The sequence below is a fragment of the Halomonas sp. 111 genome (genome assembly GCF_052379685.1).
Classification (GTDB): Bacteria; Pseudomonadota; Gammaproteobacteria; order Pseudomonadales; family Halomonadaceae; genus Vreelandella; species Vreelandella citrativorans.
On record NZ_JBQSYV010000001.1, the window covers coordinates 170068 to 188649 of the forward strand.

At 54.7% G+C, this 18582-nt stretch carries 14 protein-coding genes and 1 pseudogene; 1 reads left to right on the top strand and 14 read right to left on the bottom strand.

Features of this window, described 5'->3' with window-relative positions; all coding sequences use genetic code 11:
* Positions 1-145 precede the first annotated feature (145 nt).
* Positions 146-757, top strand: a complete 612-nt coding sequence (locus ACT3T7_RS00810; protein WP_444629782.1) for a TetR family transcriptional regulator — start codon at positions 146-148, stop codon at positions 755-757.
* A gap of 360 nt (positions 758-1117) precedes the next feature.
* On the opposite strand, the gene ACT3T7_RS00815 is transcribed toward ACT3T7_RS00810, so the two are convergent.
* The 14 genes and pseudogenes from ACT3T7_RS00815 to ACT3T7_RS00880 form a co-directional block, all read right to left on the bottom strand.
* Complete coding sequence (locus ACT3T7_RS00815) at positions 1118-1792, bottom strand: hypothetical protein (RefSeq protein WP_444629783.1); 675 nt, start codon at positions 1790-1792, stop codon at positions 1118-1120.
* A gap of 202 nt (positions 1793-1994) precedes the next feature.
* Positions 1995-5180 carry an efflux RND transporter permease subunit gene (locus ACT3T7_RS00820; protein WP_444629784.1) on the bottom strand — a complete coding sequence of 1062 codons (3186 nt, stop codon included), beginning with the start codon at positions 5178-5180 and terminating at the stop codon, positions 1995-1997.
* A complete protein-coding gene (locus tag ACT3T7_RS00825) occupies positions 5180-6454 on the bottom strand; it encodes an efflux RND transporter periplasmic adaptor subunit (RefSeq protein ID WP_192528452.1) in 1275 nt (424 codons plus the stop codon). Before ACT3T7_RS00825 ends, ACT3T7_RS00820 begins: the two co-directional genes overlap by 1 nt.
* Before the next feature lie 150 nt (positions 6455-6604).
* Positions 6605-8062, bottom strand: a complete 1458-nt coding sequence (locus ACT3T7_RS00830; RefSeq protein WP_192528451.1) for a TolC family outer membrane protein — start codon at positions 8060-8062, stop codon at positions 6605-6607.
* Positions 8063-8373: 311 nt separating this feature from the next.
* Positions 8374-8697, bottom strand: a pseudogene (locus tag ACT3T7_RS00835) (fructosamine kinase family protein); the annotation flags it as partial.
* A 206-nt stretch (positions 8698-8903) separates the two neighbouring features.
* Complete coding sequence (gene xylB, locus ACT3T7_RS00840; protein WP_444629785.1) at positions 8904-10391, bottom strand: xylulokinase; 1488 nt, start codon at positions 10389-10391, stop codon at positions 8904-8906.
* The gene (locus ACT3T7_RS00845) at positions 10391-11878 is read right to left on the bottom strand and encodes a mannitol dehydrogenase family protein (protein WP_444629786.1); all 1488 of its coding nucleotides are present in this window, start codon (positions 11876-11878) and stop codon (positions 10391-10393) included. The genes xylB and ACT3T7_RS00845 overlap by 1 nt, the downstream gene beginning before the upstream one ends.
* Before the next feature lie 81 nt (positions 11879-11959).
* On the bottom strand, positions 11960-12580 hold the full coding sequence (locus ACT3T7_RS00850) for a nucleoside/nucleotide kinase family protein (RefSeq protein WP_444629787.1): 621 nt from the start codon (positions 12578-12580) through the stop codon (positions 11960-11962).
* 7 nt (positions 12581-12587) lie between these two features.
* Positions 12588-13373, bottom strand: a complete 786-nt coding sequence (locus ACT3T7_RS00855) for an L-iditol 2-dehydrogenase (RefSeq protein WP_444629788.1) — start codon at positions 13371-13373, stop codon at positions 12588-12590.
* Positions 13374-13421: 48 nt separating this feature from the next.
* On the bottom strand, positions 13422-14099 hold the full coding sequence (locus ACT3T7_RS00860) for an HAD family hydrolase (RefSeq protein ID WP_444629789.1): 678 nt from the start codon (positions 14097-14099) through the stop codon (positions 13422-13424).
* On the bottom strand, positions 14096-15274 hold the full coding sequence (locus ACT3T7_RS00865) for an ABC transporter ATP-binding protein (RefSeq protein WP_444629790.1): 1179 nt from the start codon (positions 15272-15274) through the stop codon (positions 14096-14098). Before ACT3T7_RS00865 ends, ACT3T7_RS00860 begins: the two co-directional genes overlap by 4 nt.
* Positions 15275-15285: 11 nt before the next feature.
* Positions 15286-16161 (bottom strand): carbohydrate ABC transporter permease, encoded by an 876-nt coding sequence (locus tag ACT3T7_RS00870; RefSeq protein ID WP_192528445.1) that lies wholly within the window; start codon positions 16159-16161, stop codon positions 15286-15288.
* A gap of 25 nt (positions 16162-16186) precedes the next feature.
* Positions 16187-17077: a carbohydrate ABC transporter permease gene (locus ACT3T7_RS00875; RefSeq protein ID WP_018918706.1), complete on the bottom strand. Its 891-nt coding sequence runs from the start codon at positions 17075-17077 to the stop codon at positions 16187-16189.
* A 78-nt stretch (positions 17078-17155) separates the two neighbouring features.
* The gene (locus ACT3T7_RS00880) at positions 17156-18475 is read right to left on the bottom strand and encodes an ABC transporter substrate-binding protein (RefSeq protein WP_192528444.1); all 1320 of its coding nucleotides are present in this window, start codon (positions 18473-18475) and stop codon (positions 17156-17158) included.
* Positions 18476-18582 lie beyond the last annotated feature (107 nt).

Sequence of the window (18582 nt, forward strand, 5' to 3'; positions counted from 1 at the left end):
AGTGAGTCCCAGCGGTTTCGAGACATGAGGTTTTGATAACACAAGCCATGCGTTTAATCATCTATCCATACAGTTTTGAATGTAAAAATTACACCATATCGGATAAAATATGCTCATCTTGTGTCATTAATGAGGTTGCGTTTCCATGGCGAGAAAGACCAAAGCGGAAGCTGCTGCTACCCGGGAAGCGTTGTTGGATGCTGCCGAAGAGGTATTTTTTGCAAAGGGTGTTGCACGAACATCTCTTGAGCAGGTTGCTCGCCATGCGGGATTAACCCGTGGCGCGGTCTACTGGCATTTTAAAAACAAGGGCGACTTGTTTATGGCACTGGTGGAGCGTGTACACATGCCGTTCCAGTCGCTAATGGAAGCTGTCAGCAAGGCCGATGAAACTATCTCTCCGATGGAAGCCATCCGGCTTGCCTGTCATGCAGGTCTGGCGCGTCTTGAGCAACCTTCTCACCAGCGGATTCTTTCCATTTTGCTCCACCGCTGCGAGTTTTTTAGCGATATCAATCCACTTGCCATGCAGGATGATATTGGTGAAGAGTGTTATTCAGAAATGCTGATTGTGTTCAAAGAAGCGGAGCATCAGCAGCTGCTGCGTGAAGATGTAACGCCAGAAGTCGCGACACGCATGATGCAGTCGGCACTGGGAGGCCTTTTCCACGACTGGCTGCGCACACCGAATGCGTTCTCCATACGTCAACGTGGCGGCGAGATGATTGATACATTGATACGCATTATGCAACGCTAGGCTTTGCACGAAAACTGCTTACGCTCGACCATACGGCGTTAAAAATCAGCTCGTGCGCGAGTCCGATAAAAATACTCATTTACACATGTAAACTCGTGCGCGAGCTCGGTCCGTTTTTTCGCTGATTTTTGCCTTGTCTAGCCTTCGCTCAGCAACTTTTCATACAAACCCGAATCCACGCCATTCGCTGCAATGCAGCAACCTGCCTATGCTGGGATGACCCACCATTGTGATGATTAGTGGCAAGCATTCAACACGTTGGATGCAGCCACGCCGCCACTGACACGTCATCCATAAGGCAATGGCTAACAAGACAGTGGCGGCGCTGGTGCGAGTAGTGAACGTTAATCGCTAATAACGTTAGGTTGAGTAGCCTTCATCCTGGTGGTGATAGCGAAGACGCAGCTTATTTAAACGTACCCGAGTATCCAGATAGGTCTGCTCCATTACGCTGCGATAAGCGCTCTCACCAGCGAGGTATTTCACCAAAACGCGACGCTCACCTTCTTGTGGGCAATCCCCTTCTTTACAGTGCAGCCTGACATGGCTATTAGGCTCGTTTTCAATCACTGCCATGGCAAATCCATCGTCCTGACGCCCGGACACGATGACCGCCGAACCCAACAGGCAGCGCCGCGTAAAGGGCTGATAGCGATGCAAGCCCCGGTGCAAGCTATGGCATAAGGCGGCGGCAATGGGTGAAGCAACAGCAAAGGATACCCACAGGATCAGTACGCCTACCGGCACACGCAACATCCCCAACGATAGCCAACGCAGCACTAAAAGCTCTACCGCTAATGCAAAACTCCCCGCAATCACGACAAGAAACGTCAGCGCAAGCGTTGCCGGCACACCTGCAAACCCTAACGACACCAGCGTACTGGCCATGTGATCATCGCGCAGGCTGTCGCGCTCAAATAACTCAAGAGGGGCTATTCGAAGCAGCACCAACATCCAATAAAGCACTAACAGTCCCAGTAGAAACGTAAACACAATGGTTGGAAACTGTAGCGCAGCAGAAATAACAGGTTGCATGGCGTGTCCTCCTCCAGACATTTCGTCCGGTGCTGTTTCCGCCTGGGATTATATTATTGATCCAGGCTAAAAACGTGTGGTCTCTTTTAGCATAGCCCAAATTATTCTTTTTTGCTCTTAACTACCTTGATGCGGCTCATCACGCCATAAAAAAACGGGCACTCCCTTTCGGTAGTGCCCGCTCATTAGTGGTGAAACGCGGTTACAGTTGGTCGTGCTCCAGTGCCGGTTTCTGGTTATCACGGTCCGGATGGCGTTTACGATAGAGCCAGTCGGATACAGTGGCGATCATGGCGTAGAAGCTGGGAATAAACACGCTTCCCAGAACGGCCACAGAGGCCATGCCCACCGCAACGGTTGTCCCGATATGGTGGCTGCTTACATCACTGGCGCCGGTCGCCAAGGCCAGTGGCAAGGTACCGAAAATAAACGCAAGCGATGTCATGACGATAGGACGGAAACGAAGCTCAGCGGCAGTAATCGCTGCTTCGCGAATCGTTTTGCCCTGCTCTTTACGCTGCAACTCGGCAAATTCCACGATCAAGATCGCGTTCTTCGCCGCAAGCCCTACGACCACCAACATACCGATTTGCACATACACACTGGTATCCAGGCCTCGCAACGCGATGCCCCCAATCCCGCCCAGGAAGGCAAACGGCGTTGCGGTAAGTACCGCCAGGGGCAACGACCAGCTTTCATACTGGGCCGCCAGGATCAGGAAGACCATCAAGATACCAAACACAATGGCAAGCATCGCTGTATTACCCATGTTTGCTTCCTGGTAAGCCGTACCGGTCCAGCCCATGCCCCAGTTAGGCCCGAGCGTATCCATGACGACTTCATTCATGGCTTCAATGGCTTGGGTAGAGCTATAGCCAGGCGCCGCGCCGCCCTGGAACTGGGCGCCGGTGTACACGCCAAAGCGTGATACGACCGATGGGCCTACTTGGCGCTCCAGCGTTACGAACTCGGAGAGCGGGATACGCTCGCCATTGCCACCCCGCACGAAGACACTATTTAAGTCGTCAGGCGTTTTACGGAATTGATCCTCGTTTTGTAGATACACCTGGAAGTTACGGTTTTGGTAACTAAAGAAGTTCACAAAGCCATTACCAAAGGTGTTGGATAACGCCGAGTTGATATTCTCCAGTGCCACGCCATAGCTAAGCGCTTTCTGCTGGTCGATTTCAGCTCGGTAGGAAGGCACGTTCACGTTAAAGGTGGTAAAGACCTGATTTAACGCTGGGTGCTGATTCGCCGCGCCCATAATCTGTAGTGAGGCTTCGTAAAGCTCGCGAGGTGAGGCGCCGTCAAACGACTGCAGATAGCCGGTGAACCCCCCGGTGGTAGAAAGCCCCATAATCGGCGGCACGTTAAAGGCCATGGCAGTACCGCCATCAATACTGGCCCCCAGCTGCATAATTTGCCCCACCAGGCTCGCTGCCGTTAGATCACGGTCCCCCCAGGGCACCATATTGACAAAGATAATCCCGCGCGCCGTATTAACCGAGCCTGCAAGAATATCGTAGCCCGCTATCGCCGAGGAGTATTGCACCCCGGGAATATCCTCAATAGCGGAGCTAAGCTTTGCCATGTAGTTCTCGGTGCGGTCAAGCGAGGCGGCATCGGGTAGCGACACGCTGACCAGCACGATGCCCTGGTCGGTTTCCGGCACCAATGTTGAGGGCGTATTGGCGTACAACCAGTAGGAGCCGGCACCGGTCGCGATCGTCAGCGCCAAGGCGAGCACCCAAAAGCGTACCAGGCGCACCACAAACCACATATAAACTGCGGTGATACCTGCAAACAAGCGATCAAATAGACGCAGAGGCGTAGTAATCGCCCGCTTGAATGCTGACTGGCGTGAATGGTGCAAGTTATGCTTGATGAAGATGGCGGAAAGCGCCGGTGTAAACGTTAACGCCATTAGCGCTGACAGCGCTACCGAGATCGCGACAGTAATCGCGAACTGCTGATAGATCTGCCCAGTAAAGCCGCCCATAAACGCAACAGGCACGAAAACAGCGGCCATGATCAGTGAGGTGGCAATAACCGGCCCGCCAACCTCGCGCATGGCACGAACCGTTGCTTCTCTAACGGTAACCTCGTCATCTTCGCCTAATACACGCTCAACGTTCTCCACCACCAGTATCGCATCATCCACCACTATCCCGATTGAAAGCACCAGGGCGAATAGCGTTAGCAGGTTGATAGAAAAATCAAACAGGTAAAAGCCTGCAAAGGTACCAATCACCGACACCGGCACCACCGACATGGCAATCACGGTAAAGCGCCAGTTCTGCAGGAAGATAAACAGGATCACGATAACGATCAGAAAGGCTTCAATAAAGGTATGCAATACCGTTTCTACCGACGCATCGATAAACTGCGTGGTGTCATACGGCGTGACATACTCAAGCCCTGGCGGGAAGCGGCTGGCAAGGTTTGCCATGGTTTCGCGCACCGCATTTGCAGTGGCCAGCGCATTGGCGCCCGGCTGCTGGTTGATGATGATGGGCGTCATCGTTGAACCATTTAGCTGCGCGTCAATGCCGTAAAATGAAGCACCGAGCTCAATGCGTGCCACATCTTCCAGGCGTAGCGATGAGCCATCAGGGTTAGTGCGCAAATAGATATTACGGAAATCATCCGTATCTGATAAACGGCCACCGGCAGTGATGGTATACGTATAAGCGCGCGGGCTACCTTGCGGCGTGGCGGCTAAATTACCGGCAGGGATTTCGGTATTTTGTGAACGGATAGCATTAGCTACCTCACTCGGCGTGAGGTCGTATTGCGCCAGCTTGTCAGGGTCCATCCAGATACGCATGGCAAACTCACCACCCCCCAGCACCTCGGCATTACCTACGCCAGGCACCTGGCGTAGGTCATCGAGGATATTAAGCGTGGCGTAGTTCTGCATATACACGTTGTTGTAATCGCCGTTCGGGGACGTTAGGGCGATCAACATAAGGATCGAGTCAGAGCGCAGTGAAACGTTAACGCCCTGAGCCTGAACCTGCTCGGGCAGCTGAGAAAGCGCCCCCTGAACACGGTTATTCACGTTAATAGTGTTGATATCACCATCAGTGCCGATATCAAACGCCACACTCAAGCTCATAATGCCGTTATCAGCGCTGTTAGAGGTCATGTAAAGCATGTTCTCTACGCCGTTAATCGCCTCAGCCAGCGGTGCAGCGACCGTCTGGGCGACCGTCTCAGCGTCAGCGCCTGGGAATTGAGCCTGTACGGACACGGTGGGCGGCACCACACTTGGATACTGCTCAATGGGCAGTATCCGCATGGCCATGGCACCTATCAGCGTGAGGATAATCGCAAGTACCGTGGCGAAAATCGGCCGGCTGATAAAGAAGTTGGAGAAATTCATTATTGAGTACCCTCTTCCTCTTCCCCTGCAGGCACATCACCAGCACCTTCTGTCATTTGGGAAGCGGCAGCGGCTTGCTCTTGTTGCTCCTGAGCTTCAGCCTCTTCAACACGCTCAACTACTTCATCGGCGTCGCCATCAAACGGCAGTGGATCAATAGCCATTCCAGGCTCAATGCCCGCCGGGTCGCCCACGATCACACGGTCACCCTCTTCAAGACCATTAGCAATGATCTGCCAAGGGCCAGCGACATCGCCTAACTGCACCGTGCGCTCGCGCGCCTGGTCATTTTCATCCAGGACAAACACGCGAGGGCCCATTAAGCCTTGAGTGACCGCAATTTCAGGTACTGCCATCACGTTAAAACGGCGCAGACCATCAAGACGTACTCGCACAAATTGGCCGGGCAGAATAGCGCCATCCGGATTAGCAAAGCTGGCAGACGCCTGAACGGTACTGGTACCGGAATCCACGCGGGAGCCCAGGAAGTCGAGCTGGCCTTCAAGTTCAGACCCGCTGGCACCGCTTACGCCGGGCACGCTTAACAGCGCGGTAATGGACGTATCGCCCTCTTCACGTAACTGGCGGCGTAGCTCAAAGGCATCACGCTGAGGCAGTTGAAAACGCACTTCAAGCGGGTCCAACGGGGTGATAGTGGCAAGCTCTGTTCCTGAGGTAACCAGGTTGCCAACGTTAATCTGGCTCAAGCTGATCATGCCCGACACAGGGGCCGTTACATTTGAATAACCAAGGTCCAGGTTAGCACTGCGTAGTGCAGCCTCGGCTTGGGCAACGTTGGCTTGTGCCACACGTTGGTCTGCCTGCGCCTGGTCATATTGCTGACGGCTTACAGAGTTTTGGCTGAGCAACTGTTCAAAGCGTTGCGCATCGCGCTGGGCGCGGGATAATTCGGCACGGGCACTTTGCAGGTCAGCTTCACGCTGGTTAACCGTTGACTGGTAAAGGTCAGGCTCAATGGTATACAGCGAATCACCCTCTTCCACCATTTGGCCAGGCTGGAAGTGACGCTCTTCAAGATAACCGTTAACACGTGCCACCAGCGTCACTTCACTATCGCTACGCAGTAACGAAGGGTACGATTTATTTAACGGAATATCCTGACGTACCGCTTCCGCCACTTCCACCTTATGAGGCGGAGCCTCTTGCTGCTCGGCCTGCTGCTCTTGCGATTGGTCCTGGCCACAGGCCGTCAACACTAGCGCGGCAATCAGCGTTACTAGACTCGCTCGGCGTGAGTGAATCATTTTTCTCATGCGTGGGTTCCCTTGATCTTTTCAAAACGTTGATTGACGGCGCTGGCGGCTGCCTTGATTACAAATGACGCTTTATTCAAGTGCAGGCGACTTACCCGTAAAGCCATGAGTTAAAAGCTATCTTTTAAAAGCAACGGCTATTCGTTGTGATTACCTATCCGGCGTAGGCGGCGCACCAATATTCATGGCACGCTCATAGCTGCCACCATCGGTATCAGGTATTGCAAAGGTCACCTGATCATCCGTTAGCCAGGCATTCACTTCTTCGATCGCCGGTACATCCAACAACCCTGCCTGCTGGCGCAACCCAAGGAAGTTAACGACATAGTCGTAACGTGACTCAGCATAATCAGCAATGGCGTCGTAATAATTCTGCTCGGCATTCAGCACATCGACGATATTACGTGTGCCGACTTCATACCCTACCTGCGTGGCTTCCAACGCACTTCGCGCCGATACGATAGTTTGCTGACGCGCTTCTACCGTTTCAACGTTATTGCTGACTTGGGTGTAGAGCGAGCGCACTTGCTGAATCGTGGTACGGCGCTGAGACTCAAACTCGTACTGCGTACTTTCCAACTGGTAAGTGCCTTGGCGGATACTCGCACTGGTACTGCCACCGGTATAAATAGGCAGATTGGCCGATATCCCGACCTGACCGGAGGCGTCATAACCGCTAACCGCATCGCGATCATTATCGGCATGCTGATAGTTGGCGAATGCTTGGAACGTGGGCAGGCGACCGGCACGGGCAATATCAACGCCCACGCGTGAAATTTCGATGCCCGCCTGCTGAGCAAGGACTTGAGGATTAAGCTCAATCGCTTGTTCAACCCAGTAGTCACGATTGCTTGAAGGCTTCACCACCGGCATCGCATCGCCTAGCGCGTTGATGTTCGGGTAACGCTGACCGGTTAACTGCTCAAGCACCTCAAAAGCCACCTGCAGGTTACTCTCAGCGGCGAGCCGATTAGCACGCGACTGATCATAGCTTGAGCGTGCTTCTTCGACGTCGGTAATGGCAATCAAACCAACTTCAAACTGCTCACTGGCCTGCTCCAACTGGCGTTCAATAGCACGCTCTTGGGCCTGTCGGGTGGTCAGTACGTCATGCGCACGAAGGATATCGAAATAGGCGTTAACAACATCAAAAAGCAGCTGTTGTTCGGTCGCAGCCAGCAGGTAGAACTGCTGGTCGATTTCGCGATCAGCCTGATTGAATTGCTGGCGCGCCACTTCATCAAACAGCATTTGAGTGGCTTCCAGGGTCAGCGATACGCTGTTATAGCGATCATCTCCCCCTCCAACACCTGCACCCCCACCTGCGCCCGGTATGGTGCGCGTTGACTGACTTTCAAATTGTTCATGGTGCGCCACGTTGCCTGATGCATTCACCTGCGGCAACAGCGCGCCTCTCGCAACATCCCGACCGGCTTCGACCCCAGAGTACTGAGCACGAGCTGAATTTAGCGTGGCGTTATTGCTCAGCGCTTCACGCGTGACCGTTATCAGGTCTGCCGCCTGAGCAGGCAGCGCAATAGACGCAGTGAAAACGGCCAGTAATAGGGGTCGTAAAGGGGCATTGACTGCCCAGTGTGCCAGTCGCATGTAGGTGCCTCTAGGTGTCAATGATGGGGGTACTATTAGTAAACTATTTATGAAAGATGGCATTATAGTTACATTCATGTATGTATGCTAGACTTGAAGTCTAGAAAATTGTATGAATAACGAGCTTGTCAAGCCGCATCCGGTTAGCCTGGACCAAAGCATGACATCAGGATTTTCAGGCACTGCTTCACTGCTAGTCTTCACGCTATCGCCCTACCCCTTTGTTTATACTTACTTGTTTATACTTTAGTGGGTAATCCCTGTATTACTACTTCTTTTGCTACATCTATTACTGCCACTTCGCTTTCAGCTTATTGAGCGTATGTTTCAAGTATGGCTACGCGTTGCTCAATATCGGTGCGGTAGGTCGCTCCAAAAAGCAGTAAATGATTAAGCAGCGGGCACAGTTGAAACAGCGCCTCACGCCTTGACCAGTCAGGCGGGGCGTTACCCTCCCAGTAGGCATCAAAAAAGCCACTACCCGGCGAACCAAACAGCGTCAGCATGGCAATATCCACATCGGAATAATGACGATAAACGGCAGGGTCGATCAAGGCAGGGCCACGGGTAGTTATCAATACGTTGCCCGACCATAAGTCGCCATGCAAAAGGCTTGCGGGCGCCTCTGGCAGCCACGCTCTGCCCTTGGGAGGTTTCAAGTGCATATACCGCCGCACTATCTCCACCGCCAAGCGGCTGTAACTGACCGGTAGGCCGTATCGTCTGGGCGTCGAGTAGCCTTCGCAGGGTAGCATCCATCGCCATCTCCGCTGGGTAGTATTCTCCCAGTGTGCCTGCTAACCCCTGCGTACGTCGATTTTTTTAAAAACGTTATAGGTCGTTATACATTTTGATGACGCTGCTTTAGCGCTTGTGTATAGCGCGCATAGACCTCTTGATACGCTTCAACGCGTGCAAGGTTCGGCTCAGCAAGTGATTGCGCATCAAGATGTACGAGGCGGTTACATAACGCTTCAAGCGTTACGCCCTGTGCACGTTGATCACACCATGCAGCTTGAATGGCAGCACCTAGCGCAGCGGCATCGGTAATCTCAGGGCATATCACTTCCGTACCCGTAATATCGGCCACCATCTGCCGCCATACCGGGCTATTGGCACCGCCGCCGATCAGCCGGATTTGGCTGGCACCTGCGGTTAAATCGCCCAGTAGCTCAAGCCCATAGCGCAAACCCAATGTGGCCCCTTCAACCACCGCACGGCACAGGTTTGCCTGGTGGGTATTGATACTGTTCAAGCCCAAAAAATCAGCCGATGCATCCGGCAGCATGGGTACGCGCTCGCCGTTGAAAAACGGCAGCACGGTAACGCCCTCAGCACCTACCGGTGCGCTGGCCACTAGGTCGCTAAACGTTGTTAAATCCAAACCAAACAGTTCACGTATCCGCGTGGTGGCCGATGTCACGTTCATGGTGCAGATAAGCGGCAACCACCCGCCGGTACTTGAGCAGAAATTAGCCACCATGGCGTTATCGCAGAGAATAGGCTCAGGCGAATAAGCGCAAACGGTGCCGGAGGTGCCCAAACTAAGGGTTATCAGACCAGGGGTAATATTGCCGGTACCAATTGCCCCTAGCATGTTGTCGCCACCGCCTGAAGATACCACCACGTTATCGCCAAGCCCCAACTCGCGGGCAATCAGTGGGCGCACAATCCCTGCCGGCTCATGAGCCTCCAACAAGCGTGGCAGTACGCGCTGCGGGTCAAGCTCAGGGGCTATTTCAGCAAACACCTCCAGCTGCCAGCGCCGCGTGCGGGTATCAAAATAACCGGTGCCCGATGCGTCGCCCGCTTCGGTCACACGCTCGCCTGTCAGCCAAAAATTCAGGTAATCGTGAGGTAATAACAGGCTATCGATGCGCCGGTAGGCATCCGGCTGATGCTCGCGCAGCCAAGCGATTTTAGAGGCGGTATAGCCGGTCTGTAGCACCAGCCCCAACTTTTCCAGGCACCCTGCTTCACCACCCAAGCGGGCGACAAGATCACTGTTTTGGGCGCTGGTTTCGGTATCGCACCACAGTTTGGCGGGGTAAACCGGCACGCCATCAGCATCCAATGCCACCATGCCATGCTGTTGACCTGAAACACCGATACCGCGAATCTGTGAGGCATTGACCCCAGCGCGCTCCAGGGCACTAAAAAAGGCACCTTTTAAAGCCGCCAACCATTCAGAAGGCGCCTGCTCACGGCGGCCGTTTTCACCTTCATCCAGCCGATGCGGGCGGCTTGCCTCACCCAGGATAACGCCGCGCTCCACATCAACCACTACGACCTTGGTACTCTGGGTACCGCAATCCACACCAATATACATCACAGCGTTCCTTTGGATGCCACAAGCGCCTCAAGCGTAGCCCGTGCGCCGTGCTTATGCAGCGAATTAAGTGTTTGGACATAAGCCTCATAAAAGCGCGGATGGTCGACCAGGCTGCCGAACAGCTCACGATTGTCGATAAACGCACTGGGGCGGGTACGGTTTTCAGCGGCAATTGCAGTCAGCGTTTCCTTTAAGCGATCTACAATCTCGATAGGCTCGCCCTGCTCATCAACCCCTTCAGCGTAGCGTGCCCAGCTGGCCACTACCGCTGCGCTGCGCGCGATCTCGCCTCCGTGAGCAAGCTGATGATGAATCACCGGCACCAGCCACTTGGGGATACGGTCTGAACTTTCGGCACACAGCCGTGCTAGCGTATCCTTAATTTCGGGGTTGGCAAACCGCTCAATCAGCGTTAAGCGGTAAGCTTCCAGGTCGACACCGGGCACAGGCGCCAACGTGGGCGAGCCCTCTTCACGCATATAGCCGAGCAGAAAATCCACAAACAAGGGGTCCTGGCAAACCTCGTGGGCATAGCGATAGCCCGCTAAATAGCCAAAGTAGGTGAGCGCTTGATGGCTGGCATTTAAAAGCCGCAGTTTCATTAACTCGTAGGGCTCGACATCCTCAACCACCTGCACGCCGACCTGCTCAAACGGCGGACGGCCCAGCGGGAAGTGATCTTCCAGCACCCACTGCGTAAACGGCTCGCATACGACCGGCCAAGCGTCTTCTACCCCAAAGCGCTGGGACAGTTCGTCAATATCCGCCTGTGCGGTAACGGGAGTGATGCGGTCTACCATGGCGTTGGGAAACGCAACCTCTGACGCAAGCCACTCGCCCAGCTGGTTATCGCGGGCACGGGCATAGGCGGTGAACATGCGCCTGGCCACGTCGCCATTGCCCTGAATGTTGTCACACGACATTACGGTAAACGGAGCAATGCCGCGCTCACGGCGGCGTACCAGCGCCTCGACAATCAGGCCAAAACTGGTGGAGGGCTTTTCAGGGTGCGCAAGATCCTCACGCATTTGGGGATTTTCCAGATTAAATTCGCCCGTCACCGGATGGAAGTTATAGCCTCCTTCCGTCACGGTGAGTGACACAATCCGAATGTCCGGGTCGGCCATCTGCTCAATGACCGCCTCCACGTCCTCCGGGGCAAACAGGTAATTAACCATGCTGCCGATAACCCGAGGCGCGTACTGGCCGTCAGGATGCTTAACCACCAGGGTATAAAGGTAATCCTGCGCGGCTAGCGCCTGCTGCATGCGTTTATCACCCTGCATAACGCCAACGCCCACAATGCCCCAATCAAGCGCCAGCCCTTGCTGCATCAGCTCATCAAGGTACATGGCCTGATGAGCCCGATGAAAGCCGCCCACGCCGACATGCACAATGCCAGGAGTTAGCTTCGCACGGTCATAGCATGGTGTGGCGACATCGCCGTTTAGATTGCCCAGGTTGTGATTATTAAGTCGGGTCATGGGTACTCTCCAGCCAAAACCTGCTTGGCGCGATGGGTAGATTTGAAAACGGTTAAAAGAGGGTGAAGCAGCGCATTGGCATTAGTGCCAGCGTTGATCAGGAGGTAAAGAGCAGCGTTTGACGAGCTGCGCGTTGAGCATATCCTTGCAGTGGGTGCGCTCCAGCGCCCCCGCGTGGTCCTGGCCCATTTCCAGCCAGCGCTGGATTAGCCGGTCCACCAATGTCTCATCGTCGACGTCCAGAAACAGCGCCCAGTCAAACAGCGGGCGTAACTCACGCCAGGGGGATCGGTCGAGCAGCAAGTAGTTGCCCTCGACAATCACAATGCGTTGCTCAAGGGTGATGAGCCGCCCTCCTGCCCGCGCTAAATCCAACGGCCGATCAAAGACAGGCACCGCGACCGGATGCTGCGCTTGGCGAATACGTTCAAGGGCGCTGCGCAACCCGTCCACATCGAAGGTATGAGGCGCGCCTTTTATCGGCAGTTGCTGCTTGCCCAGCATGGCGTTGTCGAAATGGTAGCCGTCCATAGGCACGAGCCCCGCTTGGCCTGGAAGCAGCTGATTAATGGCCTCGCAAAGCAGAGCGCTACGATAGGACTTACCTGCGCCCGGCGGCCCTGCAAGCGCAACCAGATAGCGTGAAGCGCCTTCGGCTGAACCAATAATTTGGCGGGCAAGACTATCAAGTTCCGGTGTCATAACCACCTCAGCTCATCCAGTTACCGCCATCCACATTGAGCGTCTGAGCAACAACGTAATCGCTGTCGGCACTGGCCAAAAAGACCGCAGCACCGGTGTGATCCTCCGGCAAGCCCATGCGGCCAAAGGGTACGGCTTCACTGACCAGGCGCTTTTTCTCGCCCAAGGGGCGGTTTTCATAGCGGGCAAACAGCGCATCCACCGCTTCCCACATCGGGGTATCGACGACGCCCGGGGCAATGCCGTTAACGTTGATCGCGTGTTTGATTAAGTCCAGGCCAGAGGACTGAGTCAGGCTAATCACGGCGGCTTTGCTGGCGCAGTAAACGCTCACCAATGCCTCGCCGCGTCGACCCGCCTGGGAGGCCATATTGATAATTTTGCCGCCCCGCCCCTGCTCAACCATCCATTGAGCAACCGCCTGTAGCGTAAAGAAAAGCCCCTTGGTATTCACCGCAAACTGCTTATCAAAACTTTCCTCAGTCACTTCAAGCACCGGTGCCAAATCAAAAACTGCGGCGTTATTGACCAAAATATCGATACCGCCAAAATGCACCACGACCTTTTCCACCATGGCATCAATAGAGGTACGCTGACAGACATTAAGCACGACCCCTAACGTCTCCTGCCCACGAGCCTCCTGATGCAGCACGGCAAGCGCTTCCTCAATGGCCGCGGCATCAATATCTGCCACCACCACCTTGGCCCCCTCTTCCAAATAGCGTTTCGCAATTGCCAAGCCGATGCCCCGTGCGCCCCCGGTAATCACCGCCACTTTATCGGTCAGTTTCATTATCGCCCCGTCTTATTTGAGTGTTGTTGAGTGCTAACAGCCGCCTGCTTAGCTAGCAATGCGTACTTGCCACTCATTCACCAGCGCGTTCAGCCCCTGCATGTGCTCCAAAATACGCCATGCGCCTGCGTCTAAAAGCCGTGCTGGCTGTTCGGCATCCACGTGGCTGGCACCTACAAAACCAATGACACACATACCGGCCGCGTGGGCGGCGGTGACACCCGCCACGCTGTCTTCGATGACCAGGCAATTACCGGGGAGATAGCCCAGCTGCGTGGCAGCCAGCAGGTAAAGCGCGGGGTCTGGCTTAGGGTTGGCTACCTGGTCCGCCGTAAAAATAGGCGTGTCCTTGCCAAAGGCATCGGCCAGCTGGGTGCATGCAAGTGACGCTACAACCCGCTGACGGCGGCTGTTGGATACCACCGCCTTGGCCAAGGGAATTGCCAGCACGGCATCGTGCGCGCCCGCGACAGGGGTAAGCTCACGCGCCAAGCGCGCCTCAATAGTCGCGTCCACCTGCTCAGTGGCGTTATCAGGTAGCGTATACACGCTGTGCTGCTCCAGATGCTTAAGAATATCGCCGGTGGTCATTCCCAACGCCTGGCCAAGCCGCTCGGCAATGTTCAAATCGGGTAGCCACCTACCGAGATACTCCTCCAGCACCCCTTCCGCCAGTGCTTCGCTATCGACCAACACGCCATCGCAATCAAATATAACCGCCTTCATGCCAGCGCCTCAGCATCACCTGATGTGCGGTTATCGTGTCGCGTAAGCCCGGCCAGAGGATGCTGAGCAAGGCTGGGCAACGCGCAGCCATCGGCCGCAAACAAGTGTGCTCGATCAGGGGCGAAGCCAAAGCGTATGGTCTCGTGAACGCGATAGGCCACATCCCCATCCGTCATCAGCGTTACCAACAGGTCACCCATACGTACATACAGCGAGGTTTGCCCACCCAAGCGCTCAAGCACTTCAATTTGCCCACTGAGCGCACCCGCCTCATCAAGCACCAGGTGCTCGGGGCGAATGCCCAGCTCAAGGGCTGGCTGGCTTTCGATAGGTGTGTTTTCAGAAGACGCGTTTTCAAGTGCTTGGGCGTTGACGGGCACCGTGCACTCGCCACCACCAGGCAAGCGAACCTGAACACCTTCCGGCGAGGTACTGATTAATTCAACATCAAAGAAATTCATTTTTGGAGAGCCAATAAATCCGGCCACAAAGCGGTTTGCCGGGTGATGGTAGAGCGCCATGGGTGAACCGACCTGCTCAACCACGCCGTCATGCAGCACGACAATTTTATCGGCCATGGTCATGGCTTCAATCTGGTCGTGGGTCACGTAAATCATAGTGGCGTTGAGTTTTTCGTGCAGGCGGGCAAGCTCAATACGCATCTGTACGCGCAGCGCGGCATCCAGGTTGGAAAGCGGCTCATCAAACAGGAAAATACTCGGGTTGCGCACGATAGCTCGACCAATCGCCACGCGCTGGCGCTGACCGCCGGAAAGCGCCTTGGGCTTGCGGTCAAGCAGCGGCTCAAGCTGAAGTATTTTAGCGGTTTCCAGCACCTTGGCGCGGCGCTCCTCTTTGGGCACACCGGCCAGGCGCATGCTAAAGCCCATATTGCCTTCTACCGTCATGTGCGGATACAGGGCATAGCTTTGAAACACCATCGCCAGGCCACGGTCGGCAGGCCCCACATCGTTCATTCGCTGGCCATCAATCACGATGTCGCCATCAGTGGCGCTTTCAAGCCCCGCGATAATGCGCATCAGCGTTGATTTGCCGCAACCGGAAGGCCCCACAAACACGACAAACTCGCGGTCGTTAACTTCAAGGTCGATCCCTTTGATGACCGAGGTGTCGCCAAAGCGCTTGGTAATATTGTTAAGTTGTAAGGTTGCCATGCAAAACTCCTTTACTTGACGGCGCCAAAGGTCAGGCCACGCACCATTTGTTTTTGGGTCATCCAGCCAAGAATGAGAATAGGGGCGATGGCCATGGTAGAAGCCGCCGAGAGCTTGGCCCAGAACAGCCCTTCAGGACTTGAGAACGAGGCGATATAAGCGGTTAGCGGTGCTGCCTTGGAAGAGGTGAGATTGAGGCTCCAGAACGCTTCGTTCCAGCTCAAGATAACCGAGAGCAAACCGGTAGAGGCAATGCCTGGCAGAGTGAGCGGCAAGAGCAAGAAGAACACTTCTTGTAGCGTCGAGGCACCGTCCATTCGCCCGGCTTCAAGGATGTCCTTGGGCATGTCCTTAAAGAAGGTGTAAAGCATCCACACCACAATAGGCAGGTTCATTAGTGTGTAAATAATGATCAGCCCCGTGCGGGTGTCCAGCAGCCCGACATCGCGGAAAATAAGGTAGATCGGTACTAACACGCCAACAGGCGGCAGCATCTTGGTAGAGAGCATCCAGAGCAACGTACCCTTGGTACGTTTAGTGGGCAGAAAGGCCATGGCATAAGCCGAAGGAATAGCAATTAACAGCGCCAGAAACGTCGAGCCAAAGGCGACAGCGACACTGTTCAGCGCAAAGCGTGCGTAGCCTGAGCGCGCCTGCACGGCTTCATAGCTTTCAAGCGTGGGCGTAAAGATAAAGCTTGGGTCGGCAATTGCGGCCGATTCGGTTTTAAACCCGGTGAGTATCATCCATAAAATCGGGAAGAAAATCACCAGCGCTACCGACCAGCCCACCAGCGTAATCACGAGCGTTTTCATGCCGGCTGACCCGCGGGCGGTACCCACCCCCGACACGTTTTGAGCTGGCGTAGTAGAACGTAATAATGACATTTATATTCTCCAAGTGCCCAAAGCGCTAATCTTCAAGGTTTTTCGCAACCATCCGCACCAGGAAAATCGCCACGATGTTGGCAAGAATAATCGCGATGACCCCGCCTGCTGAGGCAACCCCCACATCAAAATCAAGCAGCGCCCGCATGTAGATCAGATAGGCCAAATTGGTGGTCGCAAGCCCAGGCCCGCCCGAGGTGGTCACAAAAATTTCAGCAAAAATAGTCAGCAGGAAGATCATCTCAATCATGATCACCACGCTGATGGCTCGCTTAAGGTGAGGGAGCGTTATAAAGAAGAAGATCGCGATCGGCCCTGCACCATCCATTCGTGCGGCTTCCACCTGGTCTTCATCCAGGGACTGCATGGCGGTGAGCAGAATCAACAGCGCAAAGGGTAGCCATTGCCACGCCACAATAATCACGATGGACGTTAACGGGAGCGCTGAAAACCAATCCACGGCAGGCAGGCCAAGCGAGTTTGCCAACCATGCCAACACCCCGTTGGAGGGGTGCATCATCATGTTTTTCCACACCAGCGCACTCACGGTGGGCATTACAAAAAAGGGTGAAATTGCCAGCACTCGGGCAATACCGCGACCAGCAAAGTCTTGTTGAAAAAGAACGGCCAGCAGCGTGCCGCCCACTACGGTAATCGCCAATACCCAGCCTACCAGCAGCAAGGTATTGCCCATTGCCTTCCAAAGTGCGGGGTCGGTTAGCAAATACTCGTAGTTTTCAACCCCGGCAAAGCCACTCATGCCTGGCATTAGCAGGTTGTAGTACTGGAAGGAGAACCATATCGTCATGCCTAACGGTATGATCATCCATAACAACAGCAGCGTCACAGCGGGGGCTTGAAGCGATAACGTTCTTAGCCCGCCAACCGTACGGCCAGAAGCACGTGTTTTAGTCATGGGAATACCTGCGCGAAAAAACCAACGAGAAACCGTTACAACACGCCTACCCGCGTAACGGGTAGGCGCTTTTACTTATTAGTCGTTGTAACCCGCTCGCTGCATAGTGCGCTCAGTGGCGCGCTGAGCGCTGTTTAGCGCTTGCTCTACCGTGGTGTCACCGGTTAACGCAGCGGCAATGCTCTGCCCTACCTGGGTGCCAATCGCCTGGAATTCAGGAATATTGACAATTTGCACACCGGTATAAGGGTTCGGCTCTAGCGTGGAGTCGGTCGGGTCGGCATTTTGAATCGCGCTCAGCACAAAATCAGCGAAAGGCGCCGCTTCCGTGTAATGCTCATTGGCGTAGGTGGATTCGCGAGTGCCCGGCGGTACGTTGGTCCAACCCTGAGTTTCGCCAACCAGCTCAATGTACTCTTGTGATGTCGCCCAAGTGATAAACTGCTTAGCAGCATCTTTATGCTCGGAGGAGGCAGGAATCGCCAGCGCCCAGGTCCATAACCAGTGCGAGCCTTTGGGCGTTTGTGCCACGGGCGCTGGGGCAAAACCAAGGTTGTCGGCTACGCTGGACTCGTCGCCATCATAAAGCGTTCCCGCGGCGGAGGTAGCATCCACCCACATCGCACAGTTTCCCCGTGAGAATAGCGCCAGGTTTTCATTAAAGCCGTTGGAGCTGGCGCCGGGCGGGCCATAGTTACCTAGCAGGTCCACATAGAACTCGATGGCATTCACCCAGGGTTCAGAATTGAGTTCAGGATTCCACTCTTCATCAAACCAACGGCCACCATAAGTGTTTACCAGCGTCGAGACGAAGGCCATATTTTCACCCCAACCGGGTTTGCCACGCAGGCAGATACCCGCCACCCCTTCCTGCGCGCCGTGGAGCTGCTCGGCCCAGTCACGTACCTCGCTCCAGGTCGGCTGTTCGGACATTTCAATCCCAGCCTCCTCGAAGAGGTCTTTGCGGTAGTACATCATCGAGCTTTCCGCATAAAACGGCAGCGCGTATGGCGTGCCATCAAGGCTTAGCCCGTCGCGTACGGAGGTCAACAAGTCGTCTACGGCGTACTCATCAGGCAGGTCATTCAAGGGCTCAAGCCACTCGCGCTCCGCCCAGATAGGTGCTTCATAAGCGCCAATCGTCATAACATCAAACTGGCCACCACCCGTGGCAATATCGGTGGTCATGCGCTGACGAAGAACGTTCTCCTCCAGCACGACCCAGTCCAGCTTGATATCGGGATGCGTCTCTTCAAACGCATCGGTCAAGCTCTGCATGATCACCATATCGTTATTATTAACGGTGGCGACCGTGATTTCAGTTTGTGCCTGAGCATGGCCTGCCACAGCAATGGCCGCTGCTAAGGTGGTGACGGGCAAGTGACGCGCGAGTCGCATATAACTCTCCTTTGGCTAATGTTGGCATTATTATCGCCTGATCATTTTGATCATGTTTCGAACAAATGATCGTACGTAGGACAAAAAAAATCAAAGCCCTACGGCTT